This window comes from Oscillibacter sp. CAG:155 (genome assembly GCA_000436875.1).
In the GTDB taxonomy this organism is placed as follows: Bacteria; Bacillota; Clostridia; order Oscillospirales; family Oscillospiraceae; genus Oscillibacter.
The window spans coordinates 25,651-39,674 of record FR890859.1 but is presented as its reverse complement, the minus strand read 5'-3'; the positions used below and the strand labels follow the sequence as shown (position 1 = coordinate 39,674).

Here is a 14,024-nt window from a genome sequence, read left to right as displayed (position 1 = left end):
GACAGTCTTTTGACTGTCTCTTTTTTTACCACACGTATATCTCGCCTTAGACAGTGATATGTTGAAAACGAGCACGGATGTACAGTTTAAAAGCTGCCATTTAGAAGGCAAAAAGTGAAACATTAGCAATAACAGCGAGAAAAGGAGAAGCACATGCGGTATGGAACTGTGGTGCCGGGGCGATTTATGAACCGGCCGAACCGTTTTATTGCGCAAGTGGAGATACCGGAGGGAATCGAAACTGTCCATGTGAAAAATACAGGTCGCTGCCGGGAGGTGTTGATCCCGGGGGCAACCGTGTATTTGGAGCAGGCCAGAAATCCGGCCCGTAAAACCCGGTATGACCTGATCGCGGTGGAAAAGGGAAAGCGCCTGATTAATATGGATGCGCAGGCCCCTAATCGGGTATTTGGCGAATGGGCTGCAACCGGTGCTTTTTTGCCTGAGGTGACCGCAATTCGCCCGGAATTTTCCTGGGGGGAATCCCGCTTGGATTTCTGCCTGGAGACGCCTCATGGAATGCATTTGGTGGAGGTCAAGGGTGTGACGCTGGAGGATGGTGGGGCTGCCCGCTTTCCAGATGCTCCCACAGAGCGAGGAGTCAAGCATCTCCGGGAATTACAGCATGCTGTGGAACAGGGGCTTGACGCGACCCTGTTTTTTGTGGTACAAATGGAAGGTATTTGCTCAGTGTCGCCAAATGATGACACCCATCCGGCATTTGGACAGGCGCTGCGGGCCGCAGCTGCTGCCGGCGTGAATATCTGCGCGTATGACTGCACGGTAAGGCCGGATGAATTGGAGATCCGCCAGCCGGTACCGGTGATTTTATAAAGGACGAGGAGCGTTTCCGTATGGGTTTGTTGGAATTACTGCTGGTAGGCATTGGCCTTTCTATGGATGCCTTTGCCGTGTCGATCTGCCAGGGTCTTTGTATGCCAAAGCTCAACTGGCGGCACGCAGCGGTGATTGCGCTGTTTTTCGGCGGATTTCAGGCGCTGATGCCGTTGGCCGGCTGGTTTTTGGGCTCCCGATTTGCGGGATATATTCAAAATTTTGACCATTGGGTGGCATTTGTCCTGCTGGTTATTATTGGCGGCAATATGCTACGGGAGGCATTTGGACCCGAGGACGACGAGGATGAGGCTGCCTGTGCTGTAGATGCGAAGCTGGATCTGAAGCAGCTGTTTTTGATGGCAGTAGCGACCAGTATTGATGCTCTGGCAGTGGGAGTGACCTTTGCCTTTTTGGAGGTAAAGATTGTACCGGCAATTTCTATTATTGGAACCACAACCTTTTGCCTATCGCTGGTTGGTGTAGCGGTGGGAAATTTCTTTGGAACACGGTATAAGAAACGCGCAGAGGCCGCAGGCGGAATCATTCTGATTTTACTGGGCATCAAGATCTTGCTGGAGCATCTGGGAATCCTGTAAGCGGGCTCTGCGCGGCCAGTCAGATGGGGCAGCTTAAATCGCTGTGACAGGCACTGTGAGACGCTTTGCACTCTAACCGGATATTTTTTATACCCCCGATGGCCTTCCCTGGCTGAGGGCATGCAAAACGCCCCGGAGCGAAAGCTCCGGGGCGTTTGGTTGAAACAACCTATGAAAGATCAGCAGCAGGGATTGGGATTGCAGCCGCAGTTGTTGTTGCAACCACAATTGCAGCCGCAGCCGGAACCACCCATGCTGTTATTGCCGCAGCAGCACCAAATGATGATCAGCAGGACGATGATCCAGCAGCAATTTCCCCCACCAAAACCGTTATTGCACATATCCGAACCTCCTATGAAGACGTAGACCACTGAAGCGGTCTCAAGCCATCATATGCGGTGGGTTCAGCGGGGTGCAGAAAATTTTTACCAAATGCGGCTGCTGGGGACCATGGACTGGGCAGATGTAAGTTCTGCGGTGGTGAATACACCCTTGCCCTGCAGAACCTGACTGAGGAGCTGTCCGCTGGAGGCTTCCACAGCGTCCAGTGCGTAATAAGAGATGTACACCAGATCTGCACGCAAAAAGGTCCCGGATGCCAGCTGGGTACGCTCTCCGGCAGTAAGGACACCGTAGAGTACGGCATTATCAAAAGTGGTGGTCAGGTTCGTGTTGGCGTTGGAACTGTATCCAAGTGCCCGCAGCATGAATTCCACGTACTGCTGCGCTGTGATGGTCTGTGCGGGGCGAAACGTCGTAGCAGTAAATCCATTGGTATATCCCTTTTCATAGGCATAGCCAACATATTGCGCAGCCTGTGTGCCGGCGGCAATATCTGTAAAAGGCGTACTCCCGGACCAGGCCAGGGCAGCATCCTCTTCACCCAGCACCCGGATGAACATGATCAGAGCTTGCAGGCGGGTAGGAGCCACTTCCAAATCGTATCCCTGCCCATATCCGGTAAAGCTGCCTTTGAAAAGATGCAGTGTTTTCAAAGCGCCGGCCATGGCGTTGTAGTCGACTGCGTCAGAATACGTAAAGCTGTAGGGTCCCTGATAATCCACCACGGCGGTTTTGGATGTGACGGTGAAAACCGCTGTGGTATTCTCCGCTGTCAGATAGCGGTGATTGACGGTAAGGGCAGTACCGCTGGCAACGGCAGAACCGGTGGTGATGTCCACTACCGCACCAGAGCCAAAGGAGACTGAGCCGCTGCCAGCCAGTAATAAGACGCTGGTGCCGGTTTGGCCAACCAGAGTGTCTCCGGATTTCAGGCGGATCTCGGCCCAGTCAGTAGCAGAGGAGCCGCCGGTGGAGGACGTACCAGATCCAGAAAGTAAAGCGGCATCAGAAGCATTCAGCTTTTCATCCACTTTGGAGTTCACCGTGCTGGTAAAAGTGCCGTTCAGGTAGGAAAGAGAGGCCAGCGGATCAGACGCATCACCGGCAGCCAGCGCATATGCGGCAACGGAGAACAGCAGGCAAAGAGATAGTAAGAGCGCAATTTTTTTCTTCATAGGCAGGAAAAATCCTTTCGTCGGCCTGGCGGCAAAGCCACGGCAGTGTTCAGCGGTTGGCTATGCGGTAGCTGAGGGTCAGCAGGCTGTCGGCAAAATGGATGTTTTCAAATTTGACATCATCTGTGGGACTGCTCAGTTCCACATTGGTAAAATTCCAGAAACCGCGGATGCCCAGTTCAATGAGGTGGGTGGCGGTATCCTGTGCCACGGACTGTGGAATCGTCAACACCACCACGTCGACATGGTGCTGCTGAACAAAGGAATCCAGTTCCTGCATGGAGTAAACGGGAATTCCGTTTACTGAGGAGCCGACAACAGCAGAGGAGATATCGAAGGCTGCGTCAACGGTAAAACCGGCCTGGGAAAAATGAAAATTGTGTAGCAGAGCCCGACCCAGGTTGCCCACGCCGATCATAATGAGGTGATGGTCGTTGTCCACTCCTAGAATATGGCCGATTTCAGACCGGAGTTCTTCCACATTGTAGCCGTAGCCCTGCTGACCAAACTCGCCAAAACAACTGAAGTCCTGCCGGATCTGGGAGGCAGTGATATTCATCTCCTGCCCAAGGGAATGCGAGGAAATGCGAACGATACCGCGGCCGCATAAATCCGTCAGCTGCCGGTAATAACGGGGAAGGCGCCGGATAACGGCGTCGGATATGTTCTCCTTTTTCAAGATGATCACTCCTGCTCTTCGGGTTTCGTTCTGTTTACCCTGTTAGTGTATCTTAAAACACTAAGATTGTCAATTTTTTTAACAATCTTTTTTGAGAAAAATTTATCAGAAGGGCTTTACAGCGGAGAAAAAATCTGCTATACTACTCTAGCACGTAAGAGAAAACGTGCTTTATATGCGCCCGTAGCTCAGTTGGATAGAGTGACAGACTCCGACTCTGTAGGCCACTGGTTCGAATCCAGCCGGGCGTACCAAATGAACGAAGTCCGTTTTTCGATAAAAATGTTCGAAAAACGGACTTCGTATTTTTAGAAAGCCTTGAGGTATCAGGGCTTTCTTTTATGCTTTGTTAGGGATTCCTAAAAAAAGAAAATGATACATTGAGAGGAAACAGAGGCTTTTGAAGCGATTATGGGAATTGGAGGAGGGTTAGTCTTCTGTGATAAAAAGGTTTATACTGGGGGAAAGGTCTTTGAGATACCTGGCTTTCTTGTGATTTCCCGCAAATCTGGCTAAAACCCACAAAACCACTGGGCCCCAACGGTTACGCCGTTGACCGCCTGATCACTCCGACCACTATCCTAAGTCCAACTAAGCTATGGCATTCAAACCATTGCGGTGCAGCTACTTTAGAGTTTTGATCCTTTCGGAATATGAACCCGAATTTATCAGGCGTTACCAAGAAGATTGTCTTATATATTACAAGGGAGTTCCTACCATAAATTTACCAATACCAGACTGCCCGCTGTAAAAATACAGGGGATTTCTCCACCTATACTTTTTCATGAATGCAAAACTTACTTTCAAACGCTGCCCATGTAGTGGGGGTGTCGTCAAACCACTGCCAGGTGAGACCCACGCTCTCAATATTGCTCCAGGTCAGTCCGGAGATGATGAACTGCAGGTGAGCTGGCTTGATCTGCTCCACCATTTTTCGGACTTGGCTCACATCAATATCCGCCAAGGTGTTCTCTTCCCCCAGAAACTCCAGAGAGAAAGAATAGTTTGCCGAATGGACCATTATCCGGGCCTCATAGCCGGTCAGAGCCACGGCCAGCTGCCGGACCATTTCTGCCGTAGTGTTGCCGGCGGCCGTCATCTTGTCCCGTACGGCTGCCCGCCGGTCCGCCAGGGGTTTGGACTCATCCACCGGGATCCCATACTTGCTTTCCCAGAGATACAAGGACCAGGTGGCTGTCTCCACAAAGAATTGATCCAGCAGGTCATCTACTTGGGCTGCGGATGCATTGCTTTGTTTTTCCAGAGCCTCCAGAATAGCAATTGTCTGGGAATGCCGGTAATATCTGTCCGGGACGCGCTCCCGGACCGGAAGACTGCTCATATTACCGCCCTCCTTATGTCTCTGTGACATCCACGGTCCCGACCATCGGGACAGCCTCCGCAACGACCGATACGGCCGCGGTCCCGCCGTTTACCGTGAAGGAACTGTAATCCGCCACGCCGGAACACTGCAGCAGGCAGGCCAGAAAACGGCTGTACGGAATCGTGATGTCTTGCCCAAAGGTTTGGGCAGACAGCAACGCAGAAACCGCCGCCGTCAGCTGGTTGGTGACATCTTCGGTGGAATATCCCTCCAGCAAGGTCACAGCCGCCGCAACTGGCAGCTCCATCTTCTTCACGCTTACCACCGTCACTGTGGCGCCGATGGGCCGTTCTTCCTCGATGTGGGCAGCGCAAATGGCGCGAATTTCTTCATCCACAGGCCCTTTATCAGCGCCCGCGATCACCACCTTGACAGTGCCGTTTCCGTTCCAGAGGGGGATGCAGCTGGCATAGCTGACGCCAGCGGTCTCCTTGGCCCATTGGATATAGTGGTTGGAATTTCCGGACGTGATCGGAAGACTGAGCCGATCGTGGATGCGGGTATAGAGGTCTGTGTCGCTTTCCGGGTCCGATCCGCCGGATGCATCCTTCAGATTTGTCAAAGTGTTTACGCCCGGAAGATTGACCGCCATAGAGGAGATGGCCCCGGCCGGCACATTGTAGTCTGCGCCGATGCTTTCCGCTTCCACGTCGGCCACTGCGCTTCCATTGGAAATCGCCACCGCATCCAATGTCACATAGCGCAGGCCGCTGCTGGGCGCATAGAGGACCGTTCCCGCTGCGATCACGGTATCATTCGTCCCGGTGAAGGTCACCTCTGCTCGGGCTTTAGAGCCTGGCTGCCGTACCATGCCAAGCTGACGGGCGTGCTTGTCCAGGTATTCGCCGGATTCTGGGCTGGGGAATACGATCGGAAGCAGTCCTGCCAGCAGCTGAGAGTGTTTCCAGAGTGAATAGGAGATCTGGCTGATGAGCATGTTGGTATAACTGCCTTCTCGTGTGTCGATTTCTGTGCCGGATTCTTTTAGTGAAGCGAGAATTTCGGCTTTGATGACCTCCGGCGTGCGATTCTCAAATACCGAGGGCTGCGTCATGGACAATTACCTCCCCGTAAATGGTGTGCATTGTGAAACTGACGGTGAGCAGTGCTCCCTCAAATCGGGCGCTCACCTGATCTACGGCAGTGATGTATGGGTTTACCAGCAATGCCTCCCGGAGCTTTCGGATGGCCTCGGACTGGCGGACTTCGTCACCGTAGGGCTGTCCGATCAGGCCAGATAGATCCTGCCCATAATCCGAGGTAAAAACGTCGTGAGCGAACCGCTCCGTGTGGATGCAGTTCCAGGCCCACACCAGCACGGCATCCGCGCCGGTCATATAGACGGGGCGTCCGGAGCGCCAGATCGGCTGATCTTGTACAAAATCCCAGGCCACTTCCCGGGCCAAGGGCAGTGCGGCAGACATGGCGCTGGAATCCGGGGCGTCAATCAGAGGGAACAGGCTCATGATAGACCTTCACCAGCCTTTCGATCACATAGTAGGTCTGCCCGTCTGCCGAGCAGAGCAGCAGAACCTGATCGCCCGCATGCAGAAGGGCGCCATGGGTAGCCGGGGCTTCCTTTGCCGTCTTGCCCTCCACAGTCTCCTCCGTGCGGACTACCTGGCACGTACCGGAAGAGAGTTCACATTTACAGGTTCCTTGAAACATTTTCTGCGGGAGTTTTGCCGTCAAAGGCCAGGACAAGCCTGTCAGTTGCTCCTGCCATCCTGCCGTCAGATGCTCCGCAAGGTAGAGGTCCTCCAGGTCCAGATCCATGCCGTCGGCCCGGATTTTCAGCGGGGAGGTGCTGATCACCTTGCCCACCGCATACCAGGACGGCACAGCCTCTGAGGCCTTCCGCCCGAAATATTCATTCAGCCCCACATAGGGGTCTCTTGCATGTTCCTTCATTCCATCTCACTTCCTGCGCTGGCCGTCGCTGCCACGTTTCGGCAGTTCAGCGTCAGCATAGTATCGTAGTTGTGGTTCTTCCAGGTGTGAACATCTGCGTCGATCCAGAAGATGCCCTCCAGCCCGGTTTTGTGTTCCTGGACCACCACGGTCTCCCCGGTGATGAGAGCTAGGTCTCCCAGCACATGCACCGTCACGGTCCTCTGCTGCTTTCCCTCCTCCAACAGGCGGCTTGCCTGGTCGGTGACGTCAGAGTGGTCGTTCTGGGTGACGTGGGCCTCCATAACGCCCACCAGCTCCTGGGAGGCTGCGTCTCCCAGCCGCCGCAGAAAATTCCCGTTTTTGTCGTAGATAGCCACAGAGTTGACCACGCTGGTGGCGTCCTCTGTGGTGGTGGCGTCCATCAGGTTCCCGGCCGCTTTCAGTACCAGACTGGCGGCGCTGACCGTCCGCTCTTTGACCAGCAGCCCCGCTGGAGTGTACCGGATGGCGTATTGCTTTCCGTTTTTCTCTGCTGCCAGGGACCACACCGTGGTGATGGCCTGGTTGATCTTCACGCCGGAAAACTTCCGCCGCAGCGAAATGCCGGTAGTGGGCAGGGAAGCCACCGGGATTCCCTTGCCCGCGCAGAGAGACCGGGTGATCTCCTCCGGCGATGCGCCGGTGAATTTGGCCGTGCAGTCGTTTTTCTGTAAGTAGAAGCCGTAGTCGAAGCAGGTGGCAGATAAGGTGGTGCCCTCCGACCCCGCGGTTCTTCGCAGCACCACGCCGGCGAACAGGCGGTTGCCGGCGTCCTCCATGGTCACTAGATCCCCCACCTCCGGTACAGGCAGATCGCTCCCTTCCAAAAATGCGATCTCCATGTCCAGCTGCCGGGAGAGGGAGGCCTTGTCTCCGGACCAGGTCCAGCTGACAGCAAGGCTTGTGATCTCCCGGGTCGTGCCGTCCCGGTGCTTTGTCAGATAAAGTTCCATGTCACCCTCCCAGCAGTACGGACTCCGGCGGAATGGTGATGGTGGTGCCGGGATAAATGAGGTGCGGGTTTTGAATCCCGTTGTACCGGGACAGAGCGTTGTAGTAGGTGGCCGAGTACTTCCCGTAGTACCGCCGGCAGATGGCCGACAGCGTATCCCCCCGCACGATGGTATAGGACTGGCTGGCGCCGCTGCTCTCCGCCGGACGGGAGCCGTTGCCGGTCACGGATGCCGTATCTTCCGCTGCGGCCACCTCCCGCGCCTCCAGGTCCGTGTACTCCCGCAGCCATAAAGAGGCGTATACGTCTCCCGTCCCGTCCTGCTCCCGCCATTCCACGGATTCCAGATAAACCAGGGTGTTGATCTCCGTGCCGGAGACGATGTACCGCACCGGTTCCCCGGCCGCCGCCCAGGCGGTCAGAATGTCCAGATAGTACTGGGGGTTCGTCATCGCCCCGGGCTCCATCCAGGGGTAGTTCTGTGCCGGCAGCAGACATTCCAGCGCCTCGCCGGAAAACCGGGTCCGCCCGCCGGGCCGGTAGACGTCTCCCAGCTGGGAGATGTTGATGGTTTCCATAGTTCGCCCCACGCCCCAGGCATATCCCGCCGGTGTCACCGGCAGGGTCAGGGCGGTGCCGTCCTTGATAAAACAGATCTGCATGGATTATCCCCGCCTTTCCGCCAGCTCGATTTTCTGCAGCAGCGCGCTGGCCACCCGGTCCACGTCGGCGTCCTCCCGGATGCTGAAGGAGTTTCCGGTAATGGTGATCGCCGGGACCCGCTGCTGGCTTCGGGCTTCCACCGCCGTCTGCACCCGCTCGCCTTGGTGCAGCAGAGCGGGGAAGTTGTCGTAGGGCACATAGTCGATGCCCACCGCCCGTGGACGGGCCTTTTTCGCCGTGGAGGTCGTCGAGCTTGGGTCCAGATCGGCGTTGTAGCTCCAGTCGCCCGGGATATAGGTGTCCTCATCGGTGGAACCGTTTTCTCGTCCCTTGGTCAGGGCCTGACTGACGTCATAGTCCCCCCGCCAGCCTCGCAGTGCTGCGGTGTTCTCGTTGATGGAGGTAATGAGGTTCTTCTCCGCCTCCGCTACCCCCATGGCGGCCTCGCTGGAGTCGTACTGTGCCTCCGCCAGGGCCCGGGCTTCTTCCACATAGGTCTCCACCAGGGCGCCCGCCTCCGTGTTGCCTGCCTCGTAGTCGGCCATGGCCTCCTGATATAGCGTTCCCAGCTCCTGCAGCCGCTGCGCGTTTTCGTCCGACCATTGCAGGGAGGTCCCGCTTCCCGTCAAAACAGTGGAAAGAGCCTCCTGGGTGTAGCGGTCCGCCAGGTTTTCCATGGCCGCCCGCCCGGCGCCGATGGCGCGGTTTGCCTCCGCCAGAGCTTCGCCCAGCTCCCCGCCGTAAGCGACGATTTGGTCTGCAATGCCCTGGTTTCGTTCCGCGTAATACCCCTCGCCTCCGGCCGCGTCCAGCTTTCCCTGCACGGCGCTCAGCTCCGCCTCCGGCTGGCCCAGGGTCTCCTGGGCAAAGGAGCGTCCCGCCGTCAGCATCCGCTCCGTCTCGCTCCCCGCGTTTTCATAGAGCCCCTGGTACCAGTCCTTGTAGGCGTCGTCTCGCTTTTCGTATGTCTGTATGGCCCCGCTCAACACGCCCAGCAGTCCGCCGATGGTAGCACCGGCGGCAACTCCCACCGGTGTCAGAGAAAGGGAGCCGCCGATGGCCGCGCCGGTGAGCGCGGTAGATACCGCATTGGAGGCGATGCTTCCTGCGGAGTCTCCATGGGCGCTCCCGAAATACCCACCCACGAGATCTCCAAAGGTATTTGCAGCCATAGCTACGCCGCCCGTCTGGATCAGCTTCCCCAGTGTGCCGGACAGCCCAGCTCCTGCCGTGTCAGCCGCCGCGATCTGCCGGGTCACGGATTGCAGATTCCCTGCGGCCCGTTGGGCGCTGTCCTTTACATTCAGCGCCTTTTGAAGGGTGTCTCCCGTGTCCTTTGCGGTTTTGGAGAGGACCTGCGTCGCCTGGGTCATCCGCTTTACCTGCGTGGAATATCGGTCGTCCACCTTGTAAATAATCGAATAGCTTGGAATACGATCACCTGCTTTCTTGACACATGCTTTCTGTGTGTGCTATTATTAAGAAAAAATGGAGGGATGGAGAATGTCAAATCGTCTCTTTTTGATTTTGATTGGAATCTGCCTCATTGGGAGCCTTTTCTTTGCCCTCAAATTGCTCGGTACTGAGCTGCAGTATTATTGATGTGTCTTTTGCAGCCGTTTCCGCCCCTGCGGGAGCGGCTGTTTTTTATCCCTCTCCGCGCCGCCCCCTCCGCCCCCATGGAGCCCTTCCCGGGCAGCCCCTCACCTGCTTTCTTGACATATAATTTCCGCCTGTGCTATCATAAAGCAAAAGGAGGAGATGCCTCATGACAAATCGTCAGTTTTTGATTCTGCTTGGAATCTGCCTCATTGGATGCCTTTTCTTTGGCCTCAAATTGCTCGGAACTATGCTGCGGGCTTATTATTGATGTGTCTTTTTCAGCCGTTCCCGCCCCCGCGGGAGCGGCTGTTTTTAACATCGCTCTTTCAGGGGCAAAATGGCGCCTCCGTCCCCGTTTCTTGACATATAATTTCCGCCTGTGCTATCATGAAATAAAAGGAGGAGATACCTCATGTCAAATCGTACGTTTTTCACTTTGCTTGGCATTGGATTAGCTGGATGCCTTTTCTTTGCCCTCAAAATGATTGGAACAATGTTGCGCTAATTGCACGGATTTTCTGGCAGCCGTTTCCGCCCCTGCGGGAGCGGCTGTTTTTGATCTCCGGTTCCTTGGTCAAAGCAGCATTATTTTATGTGCCTGGTCCTGGGCGGGAAGCGCTTGCTGCGCTTCCCGCTCTTTTGTTCCGCTTCATAGGAGGCAAAGGCCCAGATCAGGTCCTTTTCGCCTTGGCTCCGCCGGTAGTAATCTCCCGGCAGGATCCCGTGGGCTGCGTACAGGTAGTATGCCAGGCCCAGCTCCGGGTCCTCTGCCTCCCTCAGCCGTTTTTTACTTCTTCAATGGTGGTCCGCCGGTAGCCGGACAGCTTCTCCACCGCGATGGCCAGGTCTGCGATCTCTCCCGGTAGCAGCATGGCCTTGACGGTCTCTGCCGGTGTCGCGCCCTGGAATTTCTCCTGCAGGGCAGCCGCCTTCAGGTCCGGCTCCGCACAGCCCGCCAGCAGGATCTGGATGTCCGATTCCTCCGTCAGGCGTTTGAGCTCCTGGACCCGGCCGTAGGGCAGGGCCCGCAGTGTGAACACCACCGGCGCGCCCGCGGCCTCGCTCAGCCGGGAGATCTCATACCGCGCAGTGGGCAGGTTCGCTTTTACGGACACAACGTCCGCCCCCAGCAGCAGCTCCAGGGTGGAGGGGGCGGCGCTCGCCGCCCCGTTGGTCAGTGTTTGCTCCATCTTGGCACCTCCTGTCAGCTGTCCAGAACGTCGAAGTCCTCAAAGGTGAAGGGGGCCTCGATCTGTCCCAGCTTGGCTGCCTCCCAGTCTGCCAGCGTCAGGTCGTCAAAACTGACGCCCGTCACGGAGATCCGCTGATTGCTGGGGTTGTCCGGGTCATCCAGGTTGGAGATCAGGGTGTGCCGCAGATCCTGTCCGTTTTTCAGCGCCTGGGCCTCCGCCTGGATCAGACGGGAGGTGGCGTTGTAGATCCGCACCGTGCCGGTGCCGGAAATGCCCGTCAGCTTTTTTCCCGTCACCAGCGTTCTGCAGCGGGCCACGTCCTCCTTGGTTTTGTTCAGCTTGATCTGGCAGCCGTAGCACTCCGCCACCTGCTCGCCGTCCAGCCACAAGCTGCCCCAGGTGCCGCTCCGTACCAGAGCTGCGTCCAAAATTTCAGCCATCTTGTATCCTCCTTACATTCACATCGCCAGGAGGCCGTTGGAGACCTCCAGTGTAACGGCAAAATCCTCCATGGCATCCAGCACATATCCGAAAAGCCGGATAAAGACATAGCTGCCGGTATCCTCCTTGACCACAGCCGCGTCATCCAGTGCCTTGATGCGGTTGGTTTCCTCCACATCTCCGGCTTTGGAGGCCTGGTCGATCAGGAAAGCCCGGATAGCCGCGGCGTCCAGCTCGGCGCCGGAGCTCTTTTCCAGAAGGACGCCGCCGTTTTCCAGCTCCTTCAGATAGCCGCGCAGGGCGGTCAGCAGGATGCACTTGTTGTCATAGGTGTTGGAGCACTTGCCCTGGTAGTTGTCCTCGATAGTGGTCAGCGCATAGTATCGGATCAGGTCCACGGCAGCTACCATCTTGATTTTCTTGAGAGCCTGTGCCTCGTCGTCCGCCACCGTGGCCTTGGAAGTCACGGCTCTGCCCAGCTTTACCTGCCGCCCGTCGTTGATGAGGATCAGCTTTCCGCTGTTGATGGCCCCATCGGGATCTTCCACGGCATCCACGCCCGTAACCTCAGGCAGCGGTGCGTAAGTGGCGCTGCAATCGGCGGGAGTTCCCGCCAGAATACCGGCGATCCGGGAGGCGTACATGCCCCCGGTTTCGTATGTGGTGGTGCCCACTTTGATGTTGGTGGCGGTAAAGTTGATAATGCCCTCGTGGTCAGAGTCCGTGTCGGGCAGCACGGCTTTCCCGATATACCGGCCCTTCCGCTGCTCCTTTACAAGGTCAGCCAGCGTCGTGGTATCGGGGGTGGTGATGTCCGGGGGGCCCACCAGATAATCATAGCTGTACTGTCCCAGAGCGGCGAATCCGTCGGAGACGGTTCCGCCGTCAGAAGATACCACGGAGAGGTAAATGCAGGTGGGGCGGTTGATATAGCCAACCAGTGCCCGCTTGATGTAAGCAATGTTGTCGGCGCCGAGGTCTGCGGGAATATCACTCTCCTGATAGATCACATGCACGCCGATGGCTTTGGTGTCCTTTAAAATCATGCCGATGACACCCTGGGCTGTGCGTGCGGCAGCCGTATCTGCCGCTTTTTTCAGTTCAAAGGTCAGCTGGGGAAGTCCCATAAGATCACTCCTGTCAATATTTTTTGATTTCCACGCGCACCTGCGCGGTGGTTGCTGCTGGTGGTTCGTCTCCCGGCTCTAATGTAGGCCTGGGGTCCAGCCAGGAAGCGTTGATTTGCACATACGCCCGGTCGGAATCCCGCGGCAATGCTTTTAATGTGAGCTGCAAATGCCGGTTGCCCACCTGCAAGGCCGGGAGCAGCAGTTCCATGACCTGCTCAAAATCCGATGTCAGTCGATACCAGGGCCCTTCATTTTGTTCATCCGGCGCATCATAAAGGATGAGCCGGATTTGAAGCTCCCGCCGAATCAAAAATCGATTGGCATCGCCCCAGTCATTTTTCTCCACCAGCAGGCAGATGGATGGGCGGTCAACATCAGCCGGGCAGGCATCCACATAGATGGTTCGATCTGGCCATTTGGCTGTCAATTTGGACTGGATAGCATTCAAAATATCCGACGTTTCCATTTGCTCCTCCGATTCTCAAGCGCGCTCTACGAATAGTGGGCATTCCGCAAAAAGTTGCACATTTCCGTGCAACTGAAACGGATTTTTTCTGTTTTAAGAGAAGATACAGCCCTCGCTCTGACTACTATTTGACTACTACCAAAGAAAGTCCCGGAGGCATTGCACTGCAATGCCTCCGGGACTTTGCTATCATTTTTTGCAAATCTGGCTAAAACTAACAGAAGTCTGCATCAAGGGGATGAACAGAGCCGGAGATCCTTTCTGCTGGCCCTGTTCCGGCCTACTTGCATTCTGTGTATGGCCTTGCGGATTGTGACGCATATCGCGCCACACATTCCGACTTCGGCCAGACTGCATTACGAATTCAGCAGTTCCTGGGCAATGGGGTCGTTGGCATCCATCACTACCACCCGGCGGTTTTTGGCTCCCTCGCTCTCTACGAACTTGCCGTTGGCGTCCCGGTCCTGGCCCCGGACGAAGGGGTCAGCTTCAAAACCCAGACCGATGGTCAGCAGCTGATCCTTCGGTACGCCGAAGGCACTGACCAGCAGCTCTTTCACTGCCGCTGCCCGGCGGTTGGACAGATCCACACGGGCTTGCTGGCTGGCCCCCGGGGTCGCTGGGACCGCCCC

Annotated in this window: 17 protein-coding genes and 1 tRNA gene (1 of these 18 running past the window's edge); 4 read left to right on the top strand and 14 right to left on the bottom strand. The window is 56.4% G+C overall.

The genetic code is table 11. The annotated features are described in order from the left end of the window. The first annotated feature begins 153 nt into the window (after positions 1-153). The 3 genes from sfsA to QZL67_RS02770 all read left to right on the top strand — a co-directional run bounded on the left by sfsA (position 154) and on the right by QZL67_RS02770 (position 1,807). Complete coding sequence (sfsA, locus tag QZL67_RS02780) at positions 154-834, top strand: DNA/RNA nuclease SfsA (RefSeq protein ID WP_022289256.1); 681 nt, start codon at positions 154-156, stop codon at positions 832-834. 20 nt (positions 835-854) lie between these two features. Further along, positions 855-1,433 carry a manganese efflux pump MntP family protein gene (locus QZL67_RS02775; protein WP_022289255.1) on the top strand — a complete coding sequence of 193 codons (579 nt, stop codon included), beginning with the start codon at positions 855-857 and terminating at the stop codon, positions 1,431-1,433. Between the two features lie 155 nt (positions 1,434-1,588). Then, entirely contained in the window at positions 1,589-1,807 is a 219-nt protein-coding gene (locus QZL67_RS02770; protein ID WP_292919726.1) for a hypothetical protein, read from the top strand. Positions 1,808-1,858: 51 nt separating this feature from the next. On the opposite strand, the gene QZL67_RS02765 is transcribed toward QZL67_RS02770, so the two are convergent. Both QZL67_RS02765 and QZL67_RS02760 read right to left on the bottom strand, forming a co-directional pair. After that, positions 1,859-2,950, bottom strand: coding sequence for an S-layer homology domain-containing protein (locus QZL67_RS02765; RefSeq protein ID WP_022289253.1), 1,092 nt, complete (start codon positions 2,948-2,950; stop codon positions 1,859-1,861). Positions 2,951-2,999: 49 nt separating this feature from the next. After that, positions 3,000-3,638, bottom strand: a complete 639-nt coding sequence (locus QZL67_RS02760; RefSeq protein WP_306765920.1) for a redox-sensing transcriptional repressor Rex — start codon at positions 3,636-3,638, stop codon at positions 3,000-3,002. Between the two features lie 168 nt (positions 3,639-3,806). Between QZL67_RS02760 and QZL67_RS02755 the strand changes: the two genes are divergently transcribed. Next, a tRNA-Arg gene (locus tag QZL67_RS02755) sits at positions 3,807-3,883 on the top strand. Positions 3,884-4,401: 518 nt separating this feature from the next. Here the strand turns inward: QZL67_RS02755 and QZL67_RS02750 are convergent. The 12 genes from QZL67_RS02750 to QZL67_RS02695 all read right to left on the bottom strand — a co-directional run. Beyond that, positions 4,402-4,971: a putative phage tail protein gene (locus tag QZL67_RS02750; RefSeq protein WP_022289251.1), complete on the bottom strand. Its 570-nt coding sequence runs from the start codon at positions 4,969-4,971 to the stop codon at positions 4,402-4,404. A 13-nt stretch (positions 4,972-4,984) separates the two neighbouring features. Further along, complete coding sequence (locus QZL67_RS02745; protein ID WP_022289250.1) at positions 4,985-6,067, bottom strand: baseplate J/gp47 family protein; 1,083 nt, start codon at positions 6,065-6,067, stop codon at positions 4,985-4,987. Then, positions 6,045-6,479, bottom strand: a complete 435-nt coding sequence (locus QZL67_RS02740; protein WP_022289249.1) for a DUF2634 domain-containing protein — start codon at positions 6,477-6,479, stop codon at positions 6,045-6,047. Before QZL67_RS02740 ends, QZL67_RS02745 begins: the two co-directional genes overlap by 23 nt. After that, complete coding sequence (locus tag QZL67_RS02735) at positions 6,457-6,924, bottom strand: DUF2577 family protein (protein ID WP_022289248.1); 468 nt, start codon at positions 6,922-6,924, stop codon at positions 6,457-6,459. The genes QZL67_RS02740 and QZL67_RS02735 overlap by 23 nt, the downstream gene beginning before the upstream one ends. Beyond that, positions 6,921-7,898, bottom strand: coding sequence for a hypothetical protein (locus QZL67_RS02730; protein WP_022289247.1), 978 nt, complete (start codon positions 7,896-7,898; stop codon positions 6,921-6,923). The genes QZL67_RS02735 and QZL67_RS02730 overlap by 4 nt, the downstream gene beginning before the upstream one ends. Position 7,899: 1 nt before the next feature. Further along, the gene (locus QZL67_RS02725) at positions 7,900-8,559 is read right to left on the bottom strand and encodes a LysM peptidoglycan-binding domain-containing protein (protein WP_022289246.1); all 660 of its coding nucleotides are present in this window, start codon (positions 8,557-8,559) and stop codon (positions 7,900-7,902) included. Between the two features lie 3 nt (positions 8,560-8,562). After that, positions 8,563-9,933 (bottom strand): hypothetical protein, encoded by a 1,371-nt coding sequence (locus QZL67_RS02720; RefSeq protein WP_022289245.1) that lies wholly within the window; start codon positions 9,931-9,933, stop codon positions 8,563-8,565. Between the two features lie 1,005 nt (positions 9,934-10,938). Further along, a complete protein-coding gene (locus QZL67_RS02715; RefSeq protein ID WP_022289242.1) occupies positions 10,939-11,352 on the bottom strand; it encodes a hypothetical protein in 414 nt (137 codons plus the stop codon). 14 nt (positions 11,353-11,366) lie between these two features. Further along, the gene (locus QZL67_RS02710; protein WP_022289241.1) at positions 11,367-11,795 is read right to left on the bottom strand and encodes a phage tail tube protein; all 429 of its coding nucleotides are present in this window, start codon (positions 11,793-11,795) and stop codon (positions 11,367-11,369) included. Positions 11,796-11,813: 18 nt separating this feature from the next. Beyond that, a complete protein-coding gene (locus tag QZL67_RS02705; protein WP_022289240.1) occupies positions 11,814-12,923 on the bottom strand; it encodes a phage tail sheath C-terminal domain-containing protein in 1,110 nt (369 codons plus the stop codon). A 13-nt stretch (positions 12,924-12,936) separates the two neighbouring features. Continuing rightward, positions 12,937-13,392: a DUF6838 family protein gene (locus QZL67_RS02700; RefSeq protein ID WP_022289239.1), complete on the bottom strand. Its 456-nt coding sequence runs from the start codon at positions 13,390-13,392 to the stop codon at positions 12,937-12,939. Positions 13,393-13,748: 356 nt separating this feature from the next. Continuing rightward, positions 13,749-14,024: the 3' portion of an OmpA family protein gene (locus QZL67_RS02695; RefSeq protein ID WP_292919724.1), read on the bottom strand. The gene runs 1,206 nt beyond the window's last position; 276 of the gene's 1,482 nt are visible here — the last part of the coding sequence; the start codon falls outside the window, past its right edge; its stop codon occupies positions 13,749-13,751.